The following is a 19,666-nucleotide window of genomic DNA, read 5'->3' on the forward strand; positions in this document are numbered from 1 at the left end:
GACTCCATGTCCAAAAACCCTATGGACATAACAAAGCTAGTCTGCGGTGACCGTGCCGAAAGCCTCGGCCAGCTCCTCCGCTGCGCGGTCCAGTACCGAGGCCCACGAGCCATAGGATTCCTCGTTGGCGGTATCCGAGACCTGCTTGAGCAACGTGCACGGCACACCGAACTTTCGGCACACCGCCGCGATGGCATAGCCCTCCATGTCGCACAGCTCGGAATCCTGGGCAAGGCGCGTGCGGGTTGGGGTATCGGAGATAAAGGAATCACCCGTCGCCAGCGACGCCGTGGGCAACTTACCGGAGGTCTCCAGCTCGATGACCTCCGGAAGGAGATAGCGGGAAACATCGCTGAGCACGTCCAAGTGGAAGTCGTGCTTTCTCACGTGGGAGATCTCGAAGACGCCAGAGAGGTCGTCGACAAGCGCGCCCGCAGTACCAATGTTGATGACACGCTCCGGCAGCACCTCAGCCGAGGCCAGCGCGTTCGTCAGCTCAATCGCGGCAGGAACCGTGCCGATCCCCGTGATGAGCAGCGGCGCGCCCTCCGGGACGTGGGAAGCTTCAGCGTCAACGGCGGCAACAAACAAGACATTCTCCATGCCTGCGAGACTACCCGGTGACCCGAGGAATGTTCTCCGCGGCTCTGGTCTGGGGTCCACGGCCGCTTGTAGGGTCTGGAAACACACCGAGACCTCAGAAAGGAGAACACCATGTTCACACCACGAGCTTTCGCCGGAGCAGCACTACTCTGCCTCCCCCTCATCGCCTGCAGCAGTCCCGAAGAAGTCCAAGCCAGCCCCGTCGCCGAAGTCTGCGGGGTAGGAAACGCCCAAGCGGCTGTCAACGCCAACATCGCGCAGGTTCCGCAGTGGAATGGCCACAACTGGAAGGTTGTCGATAGCTCCCACTTCGACCCGTGCGCGGATCTGAGCTGGCAGACCATTTCCATCGAGGGCGGCACCGCTTCCTCGCCGCACCACATCATGCTCTTCCACAAAGGCCAGTACCTCGGCACCGCGACCGCTGAGCCCTATGGCTTCTTCCCCAGCATCGAGCAGGTCAACGGTAACGAGATTTCCGTGACCTACCACTGGCCGCAGGAAGGCGACGCCAATGCGGCGCCGACGGGCCAGACCCATGCCGGCTTCCGTTGGGACGCCGCCCAGCAGAAGGTCATCATGAACGGCGATGTTCCCCCGAAGGCCTAGATAAGATAGAGCCAGTCGTGCGCCCCACAGGAGGCGCACAATGCGAGGAAGGAACATCAATGTTGAGGCGTAGCTGTGCACTTTTGGGCGCTGCCCTTCTCTGCCTCCCGCTCGCCTCCTGCTCCGGCGACGCGGCGCAGGATAATTCGCCAGCGTTCGACACCGTCCGAAACAGCACGACGGACAACGCTCCGGATAACACGGAGAGCACTGATGACCCCGAAGCACCGGCCGCGGGCGTCTCGCCGACGCTTCCTGCTGAATCCCCGGCAGAAGAAGAGGACGCAGAATCCTGCGAGTCTATCGACGCCCACGCGGCCTATGAATCAGGAATCGGCACGATTCCTCCATGGAAGGACAACAACTGGACGCTGGTGGATTTCTCACAGTTTGATCCTTGTGCGGAGCTGAGCTGGCAAATCATCACCATCGAGCGCGGAACGGCCTCCTCGCCGTACCACATCATGCTCTTCCACAAGGGCGAGTACATCGGAACCGCCACCGCCGAGCCCTACGGTTTCTTCCCCACCGTCGAGCAGGTCAGTGGCACTGAGATTGCTGTGACCTACCACTGGCCGCGCGAGGGCGAAGCCAATGCGGAACACACCGGGACCACGGAGGCCGGCTTCCGCTGGGACGATGCCGAACAGAAAGTCATCATGAGCGGCGACGTCCCACCAGGAAGCTAAACGCGGCGGTTCGGCCGCCGCAACGCAACCGTTAACGCAGCCTCTGGCCCACAAAGCCCGCGGCCAGCGTGTTGCCGCTGGAGGCATCGATAAGCAAGAAGTTGCCCACCGCGCCGCGCGCAGCGTAGTCCTCCACCGGCAGCTCCGCCTGAGTCTGGACGGTGATGTAGGCGATGTCGTTCAGGGAGGCCTTTTCCGGCGATTCGTCGTCGGCCACGCCGTCGAGGTCGAGGACGCGGTCCACCGACGCGATACGAGCCTTGACTAGGTCCGTGCCGTAGCGCAGCTTGAGCATCTGGCCTGGTGTGAGGTCCTTGTCGGTGAGCACGACCGCAGTCGCGGCGAACTCGCGGACTGCTTCGGGGCGCTGCGGGCCGGCGAGGAGATCACCGCGAGCAAGATCGATGTCATCAGCCAACAACAGCACGACAGAATCCCCAGCCGTGGCCTGATTGCCTTCCGCGAGCGGGCCATCAGCTGTGTCGATACCCGTTACGGTCGTGGAACGCCCGCCCGGCGTCGTCACGGTGTCTCCCACCGCCACGTGCCCGGCCTTCACGCGGCCGGCATAGCCGCGGTAGTCGGAGGCGTGCTCGCGGATGACGTACTGGATGGGGAAACGCATGTCCAGATCGTCGGCGCGGCCGGTGGCCACGGGGACGGTCTCTAGCGTTTCGAGGACCGTCGGACCCTCATACCAGTCCATGGTGGTAGAGCGTTCCACCACGTTATCGCCCTTGAGCGCGGAAATCGGGATGGCCACCGAATCGGTGATACCCAAGCGCGCGGCGACCTCGTTGAACTCAGTCTCGATCGCACGGAAGGTGGCCTCGTCGTAGTCCACCAGGTCGATCTTGTTCACGCCCAGGATCACGTGGCGCACGCCCAGGAGTGCGGCCACGTTGAGGTGTCGGCGGGTTTGTTCGACGACGCCATTGCGGGCGTCGACAAGCAGCACCACCACCTGGGAGGTGGACATGCCGGTGACCGTGTTGCGCGTGTACTGCACGTGGCCCGGGGTATCGGCGAGGATGAAGGTGCGCTTATCGGTGGCGAAGTAGCGGTAGGCCACGTCGATGGTGATGCCCTGTTCGCGTTCGGCACGGAGGCCGTCGACAAGCAGCGAGAGGTCCATGCCGTCGAAGCCGCGGTCGGCAGAGGAACGCTCCATGGACTCCACCTGGTCCGCCAGCACGGACTTGGTGTCGTAGAGCAGGCGGCCCACGAAGGTGGACTTGCCGTCATCGACGGAACCGGCGGTGCACAGGCGCAGGGTATCGCGCTGTTTGAGCGCGCCGACATTCGGTGCGAGGGTAGTCGTCATCAGAAGTAGCCTTCCTTCTTGCGGTCCTCCATGGCGGACTCGGACAGTTTGTCATCGGCGCGGGTGGCGCCGCGCTCGGACAGGGTGGAAATGGAGATTTCCGCGAGCACCTCATCGGGGGAGGCGGCGGTGGATTCCACAGCACCGGTGCAGGACATATCGCCCACGGTGCGGTAGCGCACGGTGCGGGTCTCCAACGGTTCATCCTCGCGCGGGCCGCCCCACTCGCCCGGGGTCAGCCACATGCCGTTGCGGTTAAACACCTCGCGCTGGTGCGAGTAGTAGATGGAGGGAAGCTGCAGATTGCGCGCGCCGATGTACTCCCAAATATCGGACTCGGTCCAGTTGGAGATGGGGAAGACGCGGACGTTTTCGCCGGCCATCTTGCCGCCGTTGTAGAGGTCCCACAGCTCGGGGCGCTGGCGGCGCGGGTCCCAGCCGCCGAAGGAATCGCGGATGGAGAAAATGCGCTCCTTGGCGCGGGCGCGCTCCTCGTCGCGGCGCGCGCCACCCAGGACGGCGTCGTAACCGCGCTCCGCGATGGTCTCCACCAGCGGCACGGACTGCAGCGGGTTGCGGGTGCCATCGGGGCGCTCCTGGAGGTCGCCGCGGTCGATCCAATCCTGGACGTGAGCGACGTGCAGGCGCGCGCCGGTCTCGGCGACGAGCTGATCGCGGAAGTCGATGACCTCCGGGAAGTTGTGCCCGGTATCGACGTGGATGAGCTCGAAGGGCACTGTGGCCGGCGCAAAGGCGCGGCGGGCGAGCTCGAAGACGACGACGGAGTCCTTGCCGCCGGAAAAGAGCAGGCCTACCTTGTCGAATTGCCCGGCGACTTCGCGCAGGATGTGAAGGGATTCGTTCTCTAAGTCTTTAAGGTGTGGTGAAAGAGTCATTAGTCGTGCAACCCGCATTCTGTCTTGCCGTCAGCGAAAACGCGCCCGGAGCGCGCATCCTCGCCCTCGCCTACCGGGAAGGTCAACGGCGCGCAGCCGATAGAGCGGTACCCCTGGAGGGTGAGGGGGTGGATGATGAGGTCGTGTTCCTTGATGTAGGCGTCGGTGTCATCGAGGTCCCACGTAATAATCGGGGAAATCTTCAGCCGCCCCGTGCGGTCCAGACTCAGCGCCGGGGCGGTGGCGCGGTGCTCGGAATCGGCGCGGCGCAGGCCGGTGACCCACCCGACATACGGGTCCATAGCCATGTTGAGCGGCTCCACCTTGCGCATGCGGTTATAGGCCGCGACATCGCGCGCGTACAGGCGCGGGCCATAAATCTTGTCCTGCTCCTCGGGGCTCAAGATAGGCAGGACGCGCACCAGCGGCAGGTCCGCATAGCGCTTGGCGACGTCCCCCGCCACCTCCAACGTCTCCGGAAAGTGCCAGCCGGTGTCGATGAAGAGGAGGTCGGCGTCGAGGTGCGCTTGGTGCGCGAGCTCGGCGAGCACGGTGTTTTCCATGGACATCGTGACGGCGAGGCGGCCGGGTGCGTGCTCGGCGGCCCATTCGGTGATGGTCTCGGCGGAGGCGTCATAAAGCTTGTCGGCCCACTCCTCGACGAGTTCCTGGTTGCGCTCGGCCACGGCAAGCTCGAGCGGCGCGGTGTCGCGGGTGCCTTCGGGGCTAATGCTGGGATCGCGGTAGTCGCCGCGGTCCAGCAGGTTTATCGGTTCGGTCATGACACCTCACATTAAAGGGAGGCGGACGTGTGCGCAGCCCCACAGTGGGGCGCGGGGGCTGTGAGCTTGGGTACTAGGGAGAATAAAAATTAGCCAGAATGAACCGAGCGGACTAGATTTACAGACTAGACAGTCTATTTCTACCGAACTGAAGAGGTTCTCATGCAGCGTGTCGCAATTGTCGGGGACAGCCCCGCCGCGCTCTCCACCGCCGAACGGCTCATCAGGGCCGGGCTGTGCGTGGACCTCTACTGCGAGCGCCCCGCGCCCTTCGGTTTGCTGCGCCGCTTCGCCGGGCTCTCCGGCGCGGAATCCGTTGCTGAGCCGTGCCCAAAGGGGACAACGCCGCGGCTGCGGCTCATCGGCAACGTCCGCGTGGGCTATGGCCCGGACGCGGACATCAACCACTCGGATCTCAACCAGCTCTCCGCCTCCGGCGACCGCCACCTTGTTCTTTTGGAACTCATGGCCCGCGGCGTGGCCATCACCACGTGGGAGGGCCTGTGCGGCCCCACCGACGACGTTGAGGACTGGGCCGCCGTCACGGCCCGCGCGCAGCGCGCACCGGTCTGCTTTTAACCGTCCTCGCGCTTGGGCTTGTTGAGATCCTCAAGAGTAGCTAAGCCCAGGGAGCGCAGGATCCCCTCGACCGAGTTGATCTCGGCCTCTACCGCACCCAACCTGTCAGCTTGCAGCGCTGACAGCTGTCCGGCTTTCTCCAAATACTTCAAGCGTGGGTAGCGCCCTGCCAAAAGCGTTCCCCAGTAGACGCGCAGATCCAAGATCTCCTGGTTTCCTGGCACCGGTTCGCCATTGTGAAACGCCATGATATCGCGCAGTTGTTGTTCAACCATGGACAAATCCATGTCTGCGCCGGGAGCGCCTTCATCGGAGGAGTAGGTTTCCTCGCCATGGCGCAACGGGCGGCGCTCTTTATCGTAGAAGCGATGCAACGTCATGGCGTCTGCTGCCATAACGGGATCGTTGACCGGCAGAGTAGGCGCATCCTCGTGCCCCAACAACTGACCGCGCGACATTCTGATAAACGTGCGCTGGTGTTCCATTCCCGGTGCGGTGCATTCCAAACCCACGCCATAGGATTCCAAATCTTCCTGTTGGAACATGTATCCCAGGTAGCGAGCGTGTGGATTGATGGAAAAGTCTGCGCTGGACGCTCCTGGCAGGTGGAAGTCCACCTGGCGGATGTAGCTGCGCACTCGCGCAACCTGTTCGGGGCTTAAGTAAAGATCCTCATAGAGTGCTCGTGACATGGCGTACTCCTAAAGCATTTGTAGGCGGTCATAGCTGTCGGTGTCTTCGAAAAAGCCACCGCGCCCGTTGCCCACAATGTCGAAACGATTGACAACTTCGATGCGGTCAAGCCACTTCGCAGAGCGGAAACCGGTGGAGGTCTCCAGTCGCAAGCGCATGGGCGCACCGTTCTTGATGGGAATCTCGCCGCCGTCATAACCAATTGCGATGAGCGTTTCCGGCTGACGGGCCTCCACCATGGGCATGGACTCGTAGTAGTACGAACCGTTGTAGTTATCGTCGTCGCGAGTCATGTTCTGGAAACTGTGCACGACGACGTCGGAAGCCCCGTCCAGTGGCTTGACCAAATCCAAGAGCTGCGCCAACGGAACGCCTTCCCACTTTCCGACAGAGGTAAATCCTTGAACGCAATGGTGCACCGTATTTTGGGAATACCCAGCCGAAAGCCGGCGTAGGTCCTCCAACGTCAGACGCATGGGCTTTTCGACGAACCCACCAATCTCCAGCACGTAGTCCTTTTCAAATCCATTACAAAGGAGCGCCATGTATTCCTCGGTACCGGGTGGCATGCCCGAGGCCCGGTGATGCGGTGCCTTGGTGACCTCTGAATCGGCATACACCCCGCGTTGGCGCGAAGGAACCTTCGAGCGCAGGAAACGGGTGAAGGGGCGCACCACGGCGTTATGCAACGCGGCAACTGTCATCGGGCGCTTAAGGGAGGTCTTCGTGGCCCAAATGTGGACAAAGACAATAAGCATTATGCCCATGGTGAAAATGATGCCGCCAGCTACCGGCTTATCGGCATGCCCAAAGACCATCTTGGATACCTCGTGACCGTATCCATGCATGATCACCATACCTACGTGAATAATGATGAAGACAAGGTAGGCCACAAGGCCCCAAAAGTGCAGGGTGCGGATGACCTGACGGCCTCCCATCGCCTTGGAAATCCGCGGGAAGTGGTTATTGATAGCGGGCGACTGGAACATGCCAGTGAGGATCATCCACATTGGCAAGATGAGGACAACAAACCCATAAGACAGCTGTTGGATTGCATTGAACGGGTAGCCGTCCATCGCGCCGGGGATTTGGAAGCCAAGGTAGTGGACTAGATCATCCCATGCTTGGGCAAAGACTCCCCAGCTTTCGGGCCAGTAGCGGCGCCACTGGCCGGTAGCCAGCAAGAGCCCCCAGTAGATAACCAGTAGGAGCATCCACCCCATCACTGAGATGAAGTGCCAATAGCGGCCTTGCCCCAAGGCACCATAGCCTGGAAGGGAAACGATTGGACTGTAGTTTTCGTATTCGCCGGAGACTGGGAAGTACTTGCGCTTGCGCTTTTGTTTGATAGAAAACTGCGCCCATTGTTTGCCTAGGGGCGTGTGAATCGAACGATGCAGCTTAGGGAACGTGCCTAGGATTTCGATACCGCTACGGATGAACAGCGTGACAAAGAGGATATTGACAAAATGTTCGATACGTAGCCAAACGGGAAATTCAGTCAACATGATTAGTCCTCAAAACCTTGATCGTCGGGATAAGCAACGAGCACGCCATAGTCCAGCGCCCAGTACACGACGAGGTAGGCGAGACCACACAGTGCTGTGGTATTCCATGCGGCGGCGAGGTACACATCGGCTCCGTTCCATACCCATGGCGGGGTGCCGGCGAGACCACCGAAAAACAGAAGCAATGAACCCACGGCGGGAATGAGTCCGAAATCCCACACACGCCACGGCGTCACGGCACCAAGAACAACGACGACGGCGCACAATGCAACGAGGAGATAGAGGACAATCTCTTGCTCGGGAAAAATCGAAAACTCGGCCCGCGCCACGTACCAGGCCAATCCCCCTTGTAGGGCCATGATGGCCACTATCATGGCGCGGGTTAGCTTTGGCAAGTTGATGCGGATATAGCGGAAGAACGGTGCACGCTCTTTGCCCGGCTTGACGTGCAAAGAGATGTCATGAAGGTTTGGGTCAACCGATGAAGGTATGGCAGACATGAGCTACTTCTCCTATCGCGCCCGCTGCGGTCCGCAGGCGTGCTGCGCCCGTGACCATTGCTGGGCACTCGTGTCCAGATGACTCGCTACCGTCACCTGCTGGCAACGCCTGCCCTACCGGAGATTGGCAACGCTCGAGGCAGGCTGGGGCTCTTCTCAGCTCCCTGAAACTCAGTAAACCCCACACCATGAGTTACGGCGAATATGGACGACTGTTCAAATTGCGCCCACGTCTACTAGCTGCGGTTTAGACAAGCGTTCAGAACCCGTCCGTTTGTCCCATTTATCGCACGCGATGAGGCGGTGTTTAACTTGGCAATGTCGAGCTCAACGCTAATTTCTGCCCTCATCCTCGCGCTCAATTCGCTACGCGCTTCAAGGGTAGCCACGCTCCGGAGAAGCATCGATGTACCACCCACACCATTCTTGAAAGGACATGCTTCTTAAATGTCTGCCATGGTCATTTTCGGACTCATCGCCTCTGTAGCACTGCTTTTCGCCTTCGCAATGCTCAACCTTGGGAAATGGACGGTTGATGACTACCCATACCAAATCCTCAACTTCATTGGCGCCGGTTTCCTCGCCGCCTCAGCCGCCACGCCCTTCAACGCCGGCGTCTTCTTCACTGAACTCATCTGGTCCCTCTTCGGCCTGTATGGAATTATCCGCATCTACCTAGACCGTAAGAAGAACACTGCCCAAAGCTAGGGCTCACCCGACCCGCTTCCATTTTGACAGAAAGAATCACCCCCATGAGCTTCGCTTTCGAAATCGGCATCATCGCCGGCATCCTGTTCGTCGTGGCCTACGGCCTGCTCAACTTCCGCGTCCTGACAGCCGATTCCCCGCTGTACCAATCCCTTAATTTCCTCGGCGCGACCGGATTCGTCTACACCGCCATTTCTCCCTTTAACCCAGGCCTGTTCATTGTTGAGACAGTATGGGCCGTCGTCGCGCTTCTTGGCCTCTGGAAGATTTTCACGAAGAAGGCCCCCAGCCAGGCCCGATAAAACCCTCGCCGCCCGGCGCAAACGGGCACTAGACTGAAGGCCCGTCACACACAGGGAGCACGATGTCTAGAGAAGATGCACAGCCACAGCGCAGAGAACTCATCCTGGCTGCGGCCCTTAACACCATCGTTCGCGAAGGCGTTGCCGGGCTATCTTTACGAGCGGTCGCCGCCGAGGCACACGTGGCGCTCGGCTCCATTGCCTACTATTTCACCGATAAAGACGGCCTCATCAACGCCGCATTCCAGGACTTCACGCACCGCTCGGTGACTGAGTTTCGGGATTTCTACGAAGGCGTCTCCACCCTCGAGGAAGCACGGGTCGCCACTGTGGACATGCTCTCGGCTACCGCCCGTTCACGCACCGATATCATCCTGGGCAGCGAGCTTTACTCGTTGTCGCTGCGCCGCCCACGCCACCGCATGATCCTTCTGGAGTGGACACGGGCGTGCCAAAAAGTCCTGGCCACATATTTTGATGAACCCACCACGCTGGGGCTTGATGCCCTCTACGAAGGAGCAGTCCTCCACCACGCCATGCGCGTGGGAGAGACTTCGACGCCGCGGATCGCTCTCGCAGTTGAGCGCCTAACCCCACCGGAGTCATTCATCTTGCACACCCCACGCGCGAGCTAGCGCCCGGGCTAGCGATCGCGCGTACTAGGGGATAGACTTGCGCGGTCATTGACCTTTGGCCTTTCCAGGCCGCTCACATGAAACGTTGGTCTATGGAACTCCTACGTATCCTCATATCCCGTTCGAAGCCGTATACCGGCTACGTCATCGCGGTGCTGCTTCTCCAAGCATTGTCCACCGCAGCAACGCTTTACCTCCCTTCGCTCAACGCGAAGATCATCGACAAGGGCGTTGCCCAAGTAGACATCGACTACATCTGGCACACCGGCGGCATCATGCTCATCGTGGCCTTCATCCAGGTCAGCGCCGCCATCGCCGCCATCTGGTTCGGCTCCCGCACCGCCATGGGCCTCGGCCGCGACCTGCGCTCCGAAGTCTTCCGCCGCGTCACCCGCTACTCCGCCGAAGACATGAGCAATTTCGGCACCGCCACCCTCATTACCCGCGGCACCAACGATGTCCAGCAGGTCCAGATGGTCTACATGATGATGCTCAACTTCATGGTTGCAGCACCGATCATGTCGATCGGCGGCATCATCATGGCCATCCGGGAAGACGCCGGAATGTCCTGGCTCGTCGCGGTCTCCGTCATCGTGCTGCTGGCCGCCATCTCCGTTATTATCGTCCGCCTCATGCCGCTCTTCCGCTCGTGGCAGGAAAAACTCGACGTCATGAACGGCACGCTGCGCGAGCAAATCGCCGGCATTCGCGTCGTCCGCGCCTTTACCCGCGAGGAGCACGAGGCCGAGCGTTTCCGTACCGCCAACCGTGACATCACCAACCTCTCCCTGAAGGTCGGCCAGCTGTTCATCCTCATGTTCCCCATCATCACCGTCATCCTGAACGTAGCCACGGGCGCGGTCCTGTGGTTCGGCGGCCACCGCGTCGACGATGGCCTCGTGGAAATCGGCTCACTGACCGCCTTTTTGCAGTACCTGCTGCAGATCCTCGCGGCCGTCATGATGGGCACCTTCATGGCCATGATGCTGCCCCGCGCCGTCATTTGCGCGCGCCGCATCACCGACGTCCTCGAGCACGATCCCTCCATCGTCGAGCCCGCTACCCCGCTCACCCCGGAACGCTCCGAGGGAGTAGTCGAGTTCGACAACGTCACGTTCCAGTACGCCGGCGCCGAAGCGCCCGTGCTTCACGACGTCTCCTTCACCGCCACCCCCGCCACCACCACCGCGCTCATCGGCGCGACCGGTTCCGGCAAAACCACCGCACTCTCCCTGATCCCGCGCCTCTACCTCCCGACGAAGGGGCGCGTGCTTCTCGACGGCACCAATATCGCCGATATGGCACGAGGGGACGTCGTCAAGCGTGTGGGCCTCGTTCCTCAGAAGCCGTACCTGTTTAGCGGTTCCGTGGCCTCCAACCTGCGCCTCGGCGCCCCGGACGCCACCGATGAGGAGCTGTGGGAAGCGCTGCGCGTGGCCCAGGCAAACTTTGTCGAGGACCTCGACATGCATATTTCCCAGGGCGGCACCAACGTTTCCGGTGGCCAGCGCCAGCGCCTGTCCATCGCGCGCATGCTGGTGGCGCGGCCGCTGGTGTACCTGTTTGATGATTCCTTCTCCGCGCTCGATGTCCTCACGGATGCCGCGGTGCGCGACGCCATGCGGGAATACACCGCGGAGGCGACCACCATCATCGTGGCGCAGCGCGTGAGCTCGATCGTGGACGCGGATCAGATTCTGGTCATGGACGCCGGGCGCGTCGTGGCCCGCGGCACGCACGAGGAGCTGCTGGAAAGCTCGACGACGTACCGCGAAATTGTGGAATCCCAGGAGGTGGCATAAATGGCTGAGCAAGACAACGCGACGTTAGAAGCCGAGATCGAGGAGAAGACCGGCGAGAACGCGCCGCGCAAGGCCAAGAACTTCTGGCCCTCCGCCAAGCGCCTCTTTGGCCTGCTCGCGCCGTTCAAGGCGCAGCTTGTCGCGATTGCCGCGATGAACCTCGTGTGCGTGTTCCTCGCCGTGGCCGCGCCCAAGGTGATGGGCAAGGCCACCGACGTCATCTTCTCCGGCGTCATTTCCCGCCACCTGCCCGCCGGCATGACCAAGGAGCAGGCCATCGCCGCTCTGCGCGCGGGCGGGCAGGATAAGTTCGCGGACATGGCCTCCGCCATGGACTTGAACCCCGGCTTCGGCATTGATTTTTCCAAGCTGGGCACGATTATCGGCATCGTGATTGCGATGTACGTGGTGTCCTCGCTCTTCCAGTGGTGGCAGGGCTACCTTCTTAACTCGCTGGTGATGAAGGTTGTCTTCGATCTGCGCGAGCACATCGAGGCGAAGATCAACCGGCTGCCGCTGAACTACTTCGATACGCAGTCGCGCGGCGACCTTCTTTCGCGCACCACCAACGATGCCGACAACGTCCAGACGGCGCTGCAGCAGGCCATTTCGCAGCTGTTCTATAACCTGCTCATGGTCATCGGCATCACGGTCATGATGTTCACCGTGTCTTGGCAGCTGGCCCTCGTGGCGCTGCTGGCGCTGCCGCTGACCGGTGTGGTCATCGGGGTCGTCGGCTCGCGCGCGCAGAAGCAGTTTAAGGCGCAGTGGAAGGCCACCGGTGACCTCAACGGGCAGGTAGAGGAAGCCTTCTCTGGCCACGACCTGGCGACCGTCTTCGGGCGCATCGACTCCATGACGGAGGACTTTGATAAGCGCAACGAGGAGCTCTTCCGCTCCGCGTCACTGGCGCAGTTCCTGGCGGGCATGATGATGCCGATCATGCAGTTCATCTCCTACCTGTCCTACGTGGTCATCGCGGTGCTCGGCGCGTTGAAGGTCGCCTCCGGCAACCTCACGCTGGGTGGTGCCCAGGCCTTCATCCAGTACTCCCGCGAGTTCAACCAGCCGCTGGGCCAGCTCGGCGGAATGATGCAGCAGGTGCAATCGGGCGTGGCCTCGGCCGAGCGCGTCTTCGAGTTCCTCGACGCGGAGGAAGAACCCGCCGAGGAGACCACCTCCCGCCTGGGCGGACGCGCCAAGGGCCTCGTCGAGTTCGATGACGTGGACTTCGGCTACGATGCCCCGCTCATCCAGGACCTTTCCCTCCGCGTGGAGCCGGGCCAGACCGCGGCCATCGTCGGCCCCACGGGCGCTGGCAAGACCACGCTGGTCAACCTCATCATGCGCTTCTACGACATCGATTCCGGCACCATCCGCCTCGATGGCATCGACACCGCGCAGATGTCGCGCCACGAGCTGCGCTCGCAGGTGGGCATGGTGCTGCAGGACGCCGTCGTCTTCGAAGGCACCATCATGGACAACATCCGCTACGGCCGCCTCGACGCCACCGACGAGGAAGTCATCGCCGCCGCCAAGGCCACCTACGTGGACCGCTTCGTCCACGCGCTGCCTGAGGGCTATGACACGGTCATCGATCAGGACAATGGCGCGATTTCCTCCGGCGAGCGCCAGCTCATCACCATCGCGCGCGCCTTCCTGGCGCAGCCGGCGCTCCTTATCCTCGATGAGGCGACCTCCTCCGTGGATACCCGCACCGAGGTGCTTGTTCAGGACGCCATGAACGCGCTGCGCGCGGACCGCACGTCCTTCATCATCGCGCACCGCCTGTCCACGATTCGTGACGCCGACATCATCATCGTCATGGAGGAAGGACGCATCGTGGAACAGGGCACCCACGCCGAGCTTCTCGACGCCCACGGCGCCTACTGGCGCCTCCACCAGTCCCAGTTCCGCGAGGACTAGTCGACGGTCACGGACATCCTCGGGGCCGAGAACGTGTCACCCGTGAGGTTCGCCAACTCGAGGGTGACGTCGCTTAAGGAAAGGTGCTCCATGAGGGCGTCGGGAAGCTCGGCGTCCGGGATCCCTAGCTGATCGAGGACGGCATTGATATCGCCGCTGGTGAGATCCGCCGTGACGGGCACGGTGCGCGCGCCCTCGACGGTGGGCGTGGCGGTCAGCGAGGTCGCCACGATGCGCGCGGGCTCCACGGTGGTTACTGAACCACCGGTGGTGAGCAGGCCATCGCCGGATTTTCCGGGCAAGGTGATGGCCAGGTTGTGCACGGCAAGGCGATCACCAGTCAGCTCGATAACGCGCACCTCGCCGTCGCGGGTGGGCATCGTGCCCAGCGTGGCTTTCACGTTTCCCGTTAGCGTGACCTCGTCCGCCTTCACGGTGGAAAAGTAGGGCTGCGCCGGGGCGACCTGCGCGCTCACGCCCGTCGCACTCGCCGCAGCGACCATGGCGGCCACGAACAACACGCTCCGTGAGCGCGAAGGACGGTGCTTAAACATCGGTGGGCTCCCACGCCAGAGTGAGCGCGCCGCCAATGATGCCGAGCAGCGTGCCGATAAGGAAGCCTCCCAAGTTAGAGGTAGGCAGCGCAATCACGGCCACGATGATGCCGAGCACTCCCAGGTACGTCGAGGTGGCCGGGCGGAACCACGCACCGAGGCCGAACATGACCAACAGCGCCCCGATAAGCAGCGTGGACACGCCCGACACCGTGGAAATCATGACCAACAGGTCCGAAATCTGCACCGTGAAATAGGCGGGAAAGGCAATGACAACACCAGAAAGAATCAGCAGCAGTCCCGGGATGAAGGGTCGCCCACCGCGCCACGCCTTAAACCGATCAGCAGCCATTTCCGCGGCCCCGTTCCACGGACACGCCCACGTTCTGTGCTGCCAGCGTCTTGGCGCCGATGGAGGTGGCGCGGACGTCGTCGGCAGTCAGCGAAACCTTCTTTGCATACAGGCCCCACGTTCCGGGATCCGCGGTGGTGGACAGCTGGCGCGCGTCGATGCCCACGTTCGCATCCTCCATGACCAACGAACCCTCGATGTCCGACGCACCAACCAACAAGTCGGTGGCCTCCACGCTGTTATCGCCCTTCGCCTTCAGCGCCAGCGTGGCCTCCCCCACCGCCGGCAGGTCCGTCGTGACGTAGAGGCAAAGATCCGAGGCCACCGCGTGCTCCATCTTCAACCGGGCCGTCGGCACGTCCTCCTCGCCCTTCTTGTCACTATCCACGAAGAGCGAGAAAGCCTCGCCCTCCAAGTGCCGCATGTTGACGTTGAAGAACGTTCCCGATAGCGCCAGGTTTGCCGTCAGACCGCCTTGCGCCACCGCAAACCCCGTCACGCCGAAAGCCGCAAAACCTGCGATGAGCCCCACCGCCGCCTTCGGCGCACTGATTCTTCCCATACACGTCAGCTTATTTCTCGGCCTCTCAAAACACTAGCTGAATGCTGACTCACTGATTTCGGGGCCGAGGATTTAAGGTAAGAGGCACACACAGCAGCAATTAAAGGAGCGCGCATGTTCGGCTGGGTTGCCATCGCCGCATCGGTCCCGGTGTGGCTGTATTTTTTCTACCGCCTCACGGCGCTGTTTCGGTTCATCCGCTCCGGCGGCCCCACGCAGCTAAACCGTACCGACCGCCCCCTGGCGCGCCTCGGGCGCGTGCTTATCGAAGTCTTCGGCCACACCCACTTCAAGGGCCGGCCACTAGTCAACGCCGCACACTGGCTCGTCATGGTGGGCTTCCTCTTCGGCGCCATCGTGTGGTTCGAGGCCTATATCCAAACCTTCGCGCCCGATAAAGGCTGGCCGTGGCTCAGCGACTGGCCGGTCTACCACTTCATCGAAGAGGTCCTCGCGATCGGCACCGTGCTGGGCATCTGCTTCCTCATTGGCGTGCGCCTGAAACTCGGCCACACCGAGCGCGGCAGCCGCTTCTACAATTCGCAGGTCTTCCCCGCACGCCTGGTGGAGGCCATCGTTCTCCTCGAGGGCCTAGGCATGCTCGCCGTCAAGGCCTCCGCCATCGCCACGTATGGCGGCGGCTCCCCGTGGGCTGATTTCTTGACCATGCGTGTGGCGGGGGTTATGCAGGCGTCGCCAAGCATGGTGCAGTTCTTTGCCCTGGTGAAGCTGCTGACGGGCCTGGTGTTCATCGCGTGCATCGCGCGCTATTTCCAGTGGGGCGTGATGTGGCACCGTTTCATGGCCTTCTTCAATATCTTCTTCCAGCGCAACGCGGACGGTGAGAAGGCGCTGGGGGCTGTACCCACGCCGGACCTGGAGGACCTCGAGCCGGGGAGCTGGAAGATGCTTCTCGACGCCTCCTCCTGCACCGAATGCGGCCGCTGCCAGGACCTGTGCCCCGCGTGGAACACCGAGAAGCCGCTGAGCCCGAAGAAGCTCATGATGGACCTGCGCCAAGGCGCGCTGGATAATTACAACCCGCACGAGGGGCTCAACGTACTGGCGATGGCGGGCACGATTGATGATGACGTCCTGTGGGCCTGCACCAACTGCGGTGCGTGCGTGGACCAGTGCCCGGTGGACATCGAGCACATCGACCACGTGGCGGACCTGCGCCGGTTTAAGGTGCTGGCGGAGTCCGACTTCCCGTCGGAGCTGACCGGACTGTTTAAGAACATCGAGACAAAGGGCAACCCGTGGGGACGCAACGCCTCGGAACGGCGCGCGTGGATCGACGAGGCGCGCGCCGATGGCATCGAGGTGCCGATTATCGGCGAGGACGCGGAAGACTTTTCGGACCTGGAGTACCTGTTCTGGGTCGGTTGCGCGGGTACTTACGACGACAAGGGCCGCGCCACGACGCGCGCCGTGGTGGACATGCTGCACACCGCCGGCGTGAAGTTCGGTGTGTTGGCTACGGGCGAGACCTGTACCGGTGACCCGGCGCGCCGTGCCGGAAATGAGTTCCTGTTCCAGGTGATGGCGGAGCAGAACGTCGCCACGCTTAACGACGCCTTCCAAGGCGTCCCCAAAGGCCAGCGCAAAATCATCACGACGTGCCCGCACTGCTTCAATACGATTCGCAACGAGTACCCCGACTTCGACGGCCACTTCGACGTGCTGCACCACACGCAGCTGCTCAACCGTTTGGTGCGGGAGAAGTTGCTGGTCCCGGTGCCGCGCTCCCCGGAGAACCGCAAGCCGGTGACCTACCACGACCCGTGCTTCCTGGGCCGCCACAACAAGGTCTTCGACCCGCCGCGTGAGCTCGTGGAGGCCACCGGTGCATCGTTGGCGGAGATGGACCACAACCGCGACGAGGCCTTCTGCTGCGGCGCCGGTGGCGCGCGCATGTTCATGGAAGAAAAGCTGGGCAAGCGCATCAACGAGTTCCGCTCGGAGCAGGCCGTGGCGACGGGCGCGGAACAGATCGCGACGGGCTGCCCGTTCTGCAACGTCATGCTCACGGGCGGCGTGAAATCCATCGCACCGGAAACTCAGGTCAGCGATGTGGCGCTCATGCTGCACAGCGCCATCGCCCCCTCCGGCGACCTCCCTGCTCCGCGTGAGAAGGCCTTCCTCGATACGCCTCGCCGCCTGCCCGTGGAAGATTCCGACGCGCCTTCCCCGGAAGGACCCGCTGCGCAATCTGCCCCGACAAGCTCCCCGCAGGCCCCCACCGCTGCGCCGTCCGCACCAAGCGCTCCCTCTGCGCCCCAAGCTCCGTCCGTGCCAACCGTGCCTACTGCTCCAACGGTTCCTTCCTCTCCTGGCGCTCCGATTGCACCGGCGGCTCCGGTTGCCCCCAGCGCACCCGCCGCGCCGTCCGCACCAAGCGCCCCGCAAGCACCCGCAGCGCCTAGTGCCCCGGCTACTCCTTCGGCACCGACGCCCCCAACTGCGCCCAGCACTCCTGCGGCGCCGTCCGCACCGACACCACCGGCGGCCCCAACGGCTCCATCCGCCCCCAGCGCACCCGCCGCGCCGTCCGCACCAAGCGCCCCGCAAGCACCCGCAGCGCCGGCTGCGCCCAGTGCGCCGGCTGCTCCAGCAGCGCCAAGCGCACCAGCCGCACCGAAAGCACCATCTGTGCCAGACGCGCCAGCGGCGCCGAAGGCTCCGGGGGCGTCGGCAAGCAAGGGCGACTAGTGCGACGTCGGCCACACCACCAACGCACGGGGTAGGCGTGCCTGATACCCCACAGGTACGCTCTACCCCATGCAAACTGACGTAACCTACGTCCTCGCCTCGGGCGAGACCAACTACACCAACTCGCTGGTGTCCTTCGCATGGATTATGGCGGTGGCGCTGTTGGCACCGTTGGTATCCCATGCCCTAGGCAAGAAGATGCCGGCCGTGGCGCTGCTCATTTTCTTCGGCATGCTCATCGGCCCATCGATGCTGGGCCTGGCCCATGAAGACCCCGGCATCGGAATGCTCAAGGAGCTTGGCGTTGGCGCGCTGTTCCTGCTTGCGGGTTTTGAAATCGACCTCGCCAGCCTGAAATCGAAAGAAGCCGCGACGGGGCTCTCCACCTGGCTCATCTGCATGGTGGTGTGTGGCGTTGGCGCGTACTTCCTCATGGATGACATCCCCGGCGCCATCGTCATGGCAATTGCTTTGACGTCGACGGCACTGGGCACCATCACGCCAATGCTCAAGCAAGACAAGCTGCTTGGCACGCGGGTGGGAGATTCCGTGGTCATCCACGGCGCCATCGGTGAGGTTGCGCCGATTACCGCGATGGCGCTCCTTTTGGGAACGCGCTCCACGTGGACCACGATGTTGATTCTTCTGGCCTTCATCGCAATCGCGGTCGCCGTGGCCATCATGCCCTTTGCCATTACGACGCTCATGCCGTGGTTCAAGGACGCATTCATCTCCGGGGCGGGCTCCACTAACCAAACCATCATGCGCCTCATCATTTTGATTCTGGCTATCCTCATGGCGGTCACCGCGGTCTTTGAGCTCGATATCGTGCTGGGTGCCTTCGCGGCGGGCATCATCCTGAACCGCATCGTGCCCGACGAGTTCCATAAGGGCTTGGAGAACCGCCTCGACGTGGTGTTTTATTCCATGCTCATTCCCGTCTTCTTCGTGGTCTCCGGCATGGCGATTGACTGGAAGGTCATCGTGGACGAGCCCCTCAAGGTCCTCGGCATCCCGCTTCTCATCCTGGTCACCCGCGGCCTTCCGGTGTTCCTGCGCGAAAATATCCACCACACGGGCTCCGACGTCGAAACCACCCGCGAGCGCCTCCAAGTGGCGCTCTATGCGGCAACCGGCCTGCCCATCATCGTGGCGGTGATGACGCTTGCGGTGGGTTCGGGCATCGTCGATACAGAAATGGCCTCGATCTTCATCGCCGGCGGTGCCCTCACCGTCGCAATCTTCCCGTTCCTCTCCGGCCTCGTGCGCGAAAAGGAGCAAGCTAAATAGGCTGTTAGGATGGCTATTGTGACTAATCCTTTCAGCATGCGGCTTTCCGACGCCGAACGGACCAACGCCGTCAACGACCTCGCCCAGGCATTGGGTGAAGGCCGTCTATCGATGGACGAGTTTGAACAGCGCACCGACGCGATATTGGAGGCGACGACTCGCCGCGAGCTGGCGGCCGTCTTCATGGATATCCCCACCAAAGCCAGCACGGAGCTCAAGATCTACTCCCAAGGTGAAATGGAGCGCGCCTACCAGGCTACGAAGAAGCCTCGACTGGCCACGGCCATGGTAGGCACGCTGGGGTTGTTGTTCGGCTCGATTGCATCTTTCGGTGCCATGTCCGGCGTCACCGCCGCGCTGACCGGAACGGGCCTGCTTTTCCTCATCCCCGCGTTGTGGATCATGCTGTACGTGGCCAAGGTGGGCCCGGAATCCTGGCATCGCCCGTCGCCGCGCCAGATCGAGCGCCAGCGCATGCGCGAGCTCAAGGCCGCGGGCGCGGAGGAACGCGCGCAGATGCGGGCGTTGGAGCAGGCGCAATGGGCGGAGAGGCGTCGTCAAGCAAGCGAAATCACCGGCGATGCGATGAATCTGGCCAAACGCAAGCTGGAGCAGTGGAACCAGAAGTAACATATCCGGC

Annotated in this window: 21 protein-coding genes; 11 read left to right on the plus strand and 10 right to left on the minus strand. The window is 62.4% G+C overall.

The genetic code is table 11. The features are described 5' to 3' along the window. Positions 1–36: 36 nt before the first annotated feature. Complete coding sequence (locus tag HMPREF2967_RS07320; RefSeq protein ID WP_070685820.1) at positions 37–603, minus strand: nucleosidase; 567 nt, start codon at positions 601–603, stop codon at positions 37–39. A gap of 111 nt (positions 604–714) precedes the next feature. On the opposite strand from HMPREF2967_RS07320, the gene HMPREF2967_RS07325 reads away from it, so the two are divergent. Together HMPREF2967_RS07325 and HMPREF2967_RS07330 are read left to right on the plus strand one after the other, a co-directional pair. Then, positions 715–1,212: an LppP/LprE family lipoprotein gene (locus HMPREF2967_RS07325; protein WP_070685822.1), complete on the plus strand. Its 498-nt coding sequence runs from the start codon at positions 715–717 to the stop codon at positions 1,210–1,212. A 59-nt stretch (positions 1,213–1,271) separates the two neighbouring features. Then, entirely contained in the window at positions 1,272–1,901 is a 630-nt protein-coding gene (locus tag HMPREF2967_RS07330; protein WP_070685824.1) for an LppP/LprE family lipoprotein, read from the plus strand. Between the two features lie 31 nt (positions 1,902–1,932). Here the strand turns inward: HMPREF2967_RS07330 and HMPREF2967_RS07335 are convergent, their stop codons facing one another. Genes HMPREF2967_RS07335 through HMPREF2967_RS07345 form a run of 3 tightly spaced genes read right to left on the minus strand, consistent with a single transcriptional unit; the run spans position 1,933 to position 4,903 of the window. Then, a complete protein-coding gene (locus HMPREF2967_RS07335; protein ID WP_070685825.1) occupies positions 1,933–3,225 on the minus strand; it encodes a sulfate adenylyltransferase subunit 1 in 1,293 nt (430 codons plus the stop codon). Continuing rightward, positions 3,225–4,121 (minus strand): sulfate adenylyltransferase subunit CysD, encoded by an 897-nt coding sequence (cysD, locus tag HMPREF2967_RS07340; RefSeq protein WP_010188641.1) that lies wholly within the window; start codon positions 4,119–4,121, stop codon positions 3,225–3,227. The genes HMPREF2967_RS07335 and cysD overlap by 1 nt, the downstream gene beginning before the upstream one ends. Next, positions 4,121–4,903 carry a phosphoadenylyl-sulfate reductase gene (locus HMPREF2967_RS07345; RefSeq protein ID WP_070532030.1) on the minus strand — a complete coding sequence of 261 codons (783 nt, stop codon included), beginning with the start codon at positions 4,901–4,903 and terminating at the stop codon, positions 4,121–4,123. The genes cysD and HMPREF2967_RS07345 overlap by 1 nt, the downstream gene beginning before the upstream one ends. A gap of 162 nt (positions 4,904–5,065) precedes the next feature. On the opposite strand from HMPREF2967_RS07345, the gene HMPREF2967_RS07350 reads away from it, so the two are divergent. Further along, a complete protein-coding gene (locus HMPREF2967_RS07350) occupies positions 5,066–5,482 on the plus strand; it encodes a methylenetetrahydrofolate--tRNA-(uracil-5-)-methyltransferase (protein ID WP_070685827.1) in 417 nt (138 codons plus the stop codon). Here HMPREF2967_RS07350 and HMPREF2967_RS07355 read toward each other — a convergent pair. Genes HMPREF2967_RS07355 through HMPREF2967_RS07365 form a run of 3 tightly spaced genes read right to left on the minus strand, consistent with a single transcriptional unit; the run spans position 5,479 to position 8,183 of the window. Beyond that, positions 5,479–6,174, minus strand: a complete 696-nt coding sequence (locus tag HMPREF2967_RS07355; protein ID WP_070532020.1) for a hypothetical protein — start codon at positions 6,172–6,174, stop codon at positions 5,479–5,481. The two genes, HMPREF2967_RS07350 and HMPREF2967_RS07355, sit on opposite strands and share 4 nt — an antisense overlap. 9 nt (positions 6,175–6,183) lie before the next feature. Further along, entirely contained in the window at positions 6,184–7,683 is a 1,500-nt protein-coding gene (locus HMPREF2967_RS07360) for a molybdopterin-dependent oxidoreductase (RefSeq protein WP_070532015.1), read from the minus strand. Between the two features lie 2 nt (positions 7,684–7,685). Then, entirely contained in the window at positions 7,686–8,183 is a 498-nt protein-coding gene (locus HMPREF2967_RS07365) for a hypothetical protein (protein WP_070532011.1), read from the minus strand. A 447-nt stretch (positions 8,184–8,630) separates the two neighbouring features. Here HMPREF2967_RS07365 and HMPREF2967_RS07370 point away from each other — a divergent pair, with 447 nt between their 5' ends. The 5 genes from HMPREF2967_RS07370 to HMPREF2967_RS07390 all read left to right on the plus strand — a co-directional run bounded on the left by HMPREF2967_RS07370 (position 8,631) and on the right by HMPREF2967_RS07390 (position 13,556). Further along, complete coding sequence (locus tag HMPREF2967_RS07370; protein WP_070532007.1) at positions 8,631–8,891, plus strand: CBU_0592 family membrane protein; 261 nt, start codon at positions 8,631–8,633, stop codon at positions 8,889–8,891. Between the two features lie 44 nt (positions 8,892–8,935). Continuing rightward, entirely contained in the window at positions 8,936–9,193 is a 258-nt protein-coding gene (locus HMPREF2967_RS07375) for a CBU_0592 family membrane protein (protein ID WP_070532003.1), read from the plus strand. Positions 9,194–9,255: 62 nt separating this feature from the next. Next, the gene (locus HMPREF2967_RS07380) at positions 9,256–9,828 is read left to right on the plus strand and encodes a TetR/AcrR family transcriptional regulator (RefSeq protein WP_070685830.1); all 573 of its coding nucleotides are present in this window, start codon (positions 9,256–9,258) and stop codon (positions 9,826–9,828) included. Between the two features lie 92 nt (positions 9,829–9,920). Next, a complete protein-coding gene (locus HMPREF2967_RS07385) occupies positions 9,921–11,630 on the plus strand; it encodes an ABC transporter ATP-binding protein (RefSeq protein ID WP_070685832.1) in 1,710 nt (569 codons plus the stop codon). After that, positions 11,631–13,556 (plus strand): ABC transporter ATP-binding protein, encoded by a 1,926-nt coding sequence (locus HMPREF2967_RS07390; protein WP_070685834.1) that lies wholly within the window; start codon positions 11,631–11,633, stop codon positions 13,554–13,556. Here HMPREF2967_RS07390 and HMPREF2967_RS07395 read toward each other — a convergent pair. The 3 genes from HMPREF2967_RS07395 to HMPREF2967_RS07405 are packed head-to-tail and all read right to left on the minus strand — an operon-like array spanning position 13,553 to position 15,024. Beyond that, complete coding sequence (locus tag HMPREF2967_RS07395) at positions 13,553–14,110, minus strand: hypothetical protein (RefSeq protein ID WP_070685836.1); 558 nt, start codon at positions 14,108–14,110, stop codon at positions 13,553–13,555. The two genes, HMPREF2967_RS07390 and HMPREF2967_RS07395, sit on opposite strands and share 4 nt — an antisense overlap. Further along, positions 14,103–14,462, minus strand: coding sequence for a DUF6114 domain-containing protein (locus HMPREF2967_RS07400; protein WP_070685838.1), 360 nt, complete (start codon positions 14,460–14,462; stop codon positions 14,103–14,105). The genes HMPREF2967_RS07395 and HMPREF2967_RS07400 overlap by 8 nt, the downstream gene beginning before the upstream one ends. After that, a complete protein-coding gene (locus tag HMPREF2967_RS07405) occupies positions 14,452–15,024 on the minus strand; it encodes a DUF6230 family protein (RefSeq protein WP_070685840.1) in 573 nt (190 codons plus the stop codon). The genes HMPREF2967_RS07400 and HMPREF2967_RS07405 overlap by 11 nt, the downstream gene beginning before the upstream one ends. Positions 15,025–15,138: 114 nt before the next feature. Here HMPREF2967_RS07405 and HMPREF2967_RS07410 point away from each other — a divergent pair, with 114 nt between their 5' ends. From HMPREF2967_RS07410 to HMPREF2967_RS07420, 3 genes are all read left to right on the plus strand, one after another. Continuing rightward, on the plus strand, positions 15,139–17,736 hold the full coding sequence (locus tag HMPREF2967_RS07410) for a (Fe-S)-binding protein (RefSeq protein ID WP_070685842.1): 2,598 nt from the start codon (positions 15,139–15,141) through the stop codon (positions 17,734–17,736). Positions 17,737–17,805: 69 nt separating this feature from the next. Next, positions 17,806–19,026: a cation:proton antiporter gene (locus HMPREF2967_RS07415; protein ID WP_070523707.1), complete on the plus strand. Its 1,221-nt coding sequence runs from the start codon at positions 17,806–17,808 to the stop codon at positions 19,024–19,026. Between the two features lie 9 nt (positions 19,027–19,035). Further along, positions 19,036–19,656, plus strand: coding sequence for a DUF1707 SHOCT-like domain-containing protein (locus tag HMPREF2967_RS07420; RefSeq protein WP_369816028.1), 621 nt, complete (start codon positions 19,036–19,038; stop codon positions 19,654–19,656). Positions 19,657–19,666: the final 10 nt, after the last annotated feature.

The sequence above is a fragment of the Corynebacterium sp. HMSC059E07 genome (genome assembly GCF_001814395.1).
Lineage (GTDB): Bacteria > Actinomycetota > Actinomycetes > Mycobacteriales > Mycobacteriaceae > Corynebacterium > Corynebacterium hesseae.

Excerpts from the sequence above, each read along its gene's own strand:
- HMPREF2967_RS07350 (WP_070685827.1), top strand. The coding sequence starts at position 5,066 with ATGCAGCGTGTCGCAATTGTCGGGGACAGCCCCGCCGCGCTCTCCACC.
- HMPREF2967_RS07375 (WP_070532003.1), top strand. The coding sequence starts at position 8,936 with ATGAGCTTCGCTTTCGAAATCGGCATCATCGCCGGCATCCTGTTCGTC.
- cysD (WP_010188641.1), bottom strand. The coding sequence starts at position 4,121 with ATGACTCTTTCACCACACCTTAAAGACTTAGAGAACGAATCCCTTCAC.
- HMPREF2967_RS07405 (WP_070685840.1), bottom strand. The coding sequence starts at position 15,024 with ATGGGAAGAATCAGTGCGCCGAAGGCGGCGGTGGGGCTCATCGCAGGT.
- HMPREF2967_RS07355 (WP_070532020.1), bottom strand. The coding sequence starts at position 6,174 with ATGTCACGAGCACTCTATGAGGATCTTTACTTAAGCCCCGAACAGGTT.
- HMPREF2967_RS07370 (WP_070532007.1), top strand. The coding sequence starts at position 8,631 with ATGTCTGCCATGGTCATTTTCGGACTCATCGCCTCTGTAGCACTGCTT.
- HMPREF2967_RS07395 (WP_070685836.1), bottom strand. The coding sequence starts at position 14,110 with ATGTTTAAGCACCGTCCTTCGCGCTCACGGAGCGTGTTGTTCGTGGCC.
- HMPREF2967_RS07365 (WP_070532011.1), bottom strand. The coding sequence starts at position 8,183 with ATGTCTGCCATACCTTCATCGGTTGACCCAAACCTTCATGACATCTCT.
- HMPREF2967_RS07360 (WP_070532015.1), bottom strand. The coding sequence starts at position 7,683 with ATGTTGACTGAATTTCCCGTTTGGCTACGTATCGAACATTTTGTCAAT.
- HMPREF2967_RS07330 (WP_070685824.1), top strand. The coding sequence starts at position 1,272 with ATGTTGAGGCGTAGCTGTGCACTTTTGGGCGCTGCCCTTCTCTGCCTC.
- HMPREF2967_RS07410 (WP_070685842.1), top strand. The coding sequence starts at position 15,139 with ATGTTCGGCTGGGTTGCCATCGCCGCATCGGTCCCGGTGTGGCTGTAT.
- HMPREF2967_RS07345 (WP_070532030.1), bottom strand. The coding sequence starts at position 4,903 with ATGACCGAACCGATAAACCTGCTGGACCGCGGCGACTACCGCGATCCC.
- HMPREF2967_RS07420 (WP_369816028.1), top strand. The coding sequence starts at position 19,036 with ATGGCTATTGTGACTAATCCTTTCAGCATGCGGCTTTCCGACGCCGAA.
- HMPREF2967_RS07390 (WP_070685834.1), top strand. The coding sequence starts at position 11,631 with ATGGCTGAGCAAGACAACGCGACGTTAGAAGCCGAGATCGAGGAGAAG.
- HMPREF2967_RS07320 (WP_070685820.1), bottom strand. The coding sequence starts at position 603 with ATGGAGAATGTCTTGTTTGTTGCCGCCGTTGACGCTGAAGCTTCCCAC.
- HMPREF2967_RS07415 (WP_070523707.1), top strand. The coding sequence starts at position 17,806 with ATGCAAACTGACGTAACCTACGTCCTCGCCTCGGGCGAGACCAACTAC.
- HMPREF2967_RS07325 (WP_070685822.1), top strand. The coding sequence starts at position 715 with ATGTTCACACCACGAGCTTTCGCCGGAGCAGCACTACTCTGCCTCCCC.
- HMPREF2967_RS07380 (WP_070685830.1), top strand. The coding sequence starts at position 9,256 with ATGTCTAGAGAAGATGCACAGCCACAGCGCAGAGAACTCATCCTGGCT.
- HMPREF2967_RS07400 (WP_070685838.1), bottom strand. The coding sequence starts at position 14,462 with ATGGCTGCTGATCGGTTTAAGGCGTGGCGCGGTGGGCGACCCTTCATC.
- HMPREF2967_RS07335 (WP_070685825.1), bottom strand. The coding sequence starts at position 3,225 with ATGACGACTACCCTCGCACCGAATGTCGGCGCGCTCAAACAGCGCGAT.
- HMPREF2967_RS07385 (WP_070685832.1), top strand. The coding sequence starts at position 9,921 with ATGGAACTCCTACGTATCCTCATATCCCGTTCGAAGCCGTATACCGGC.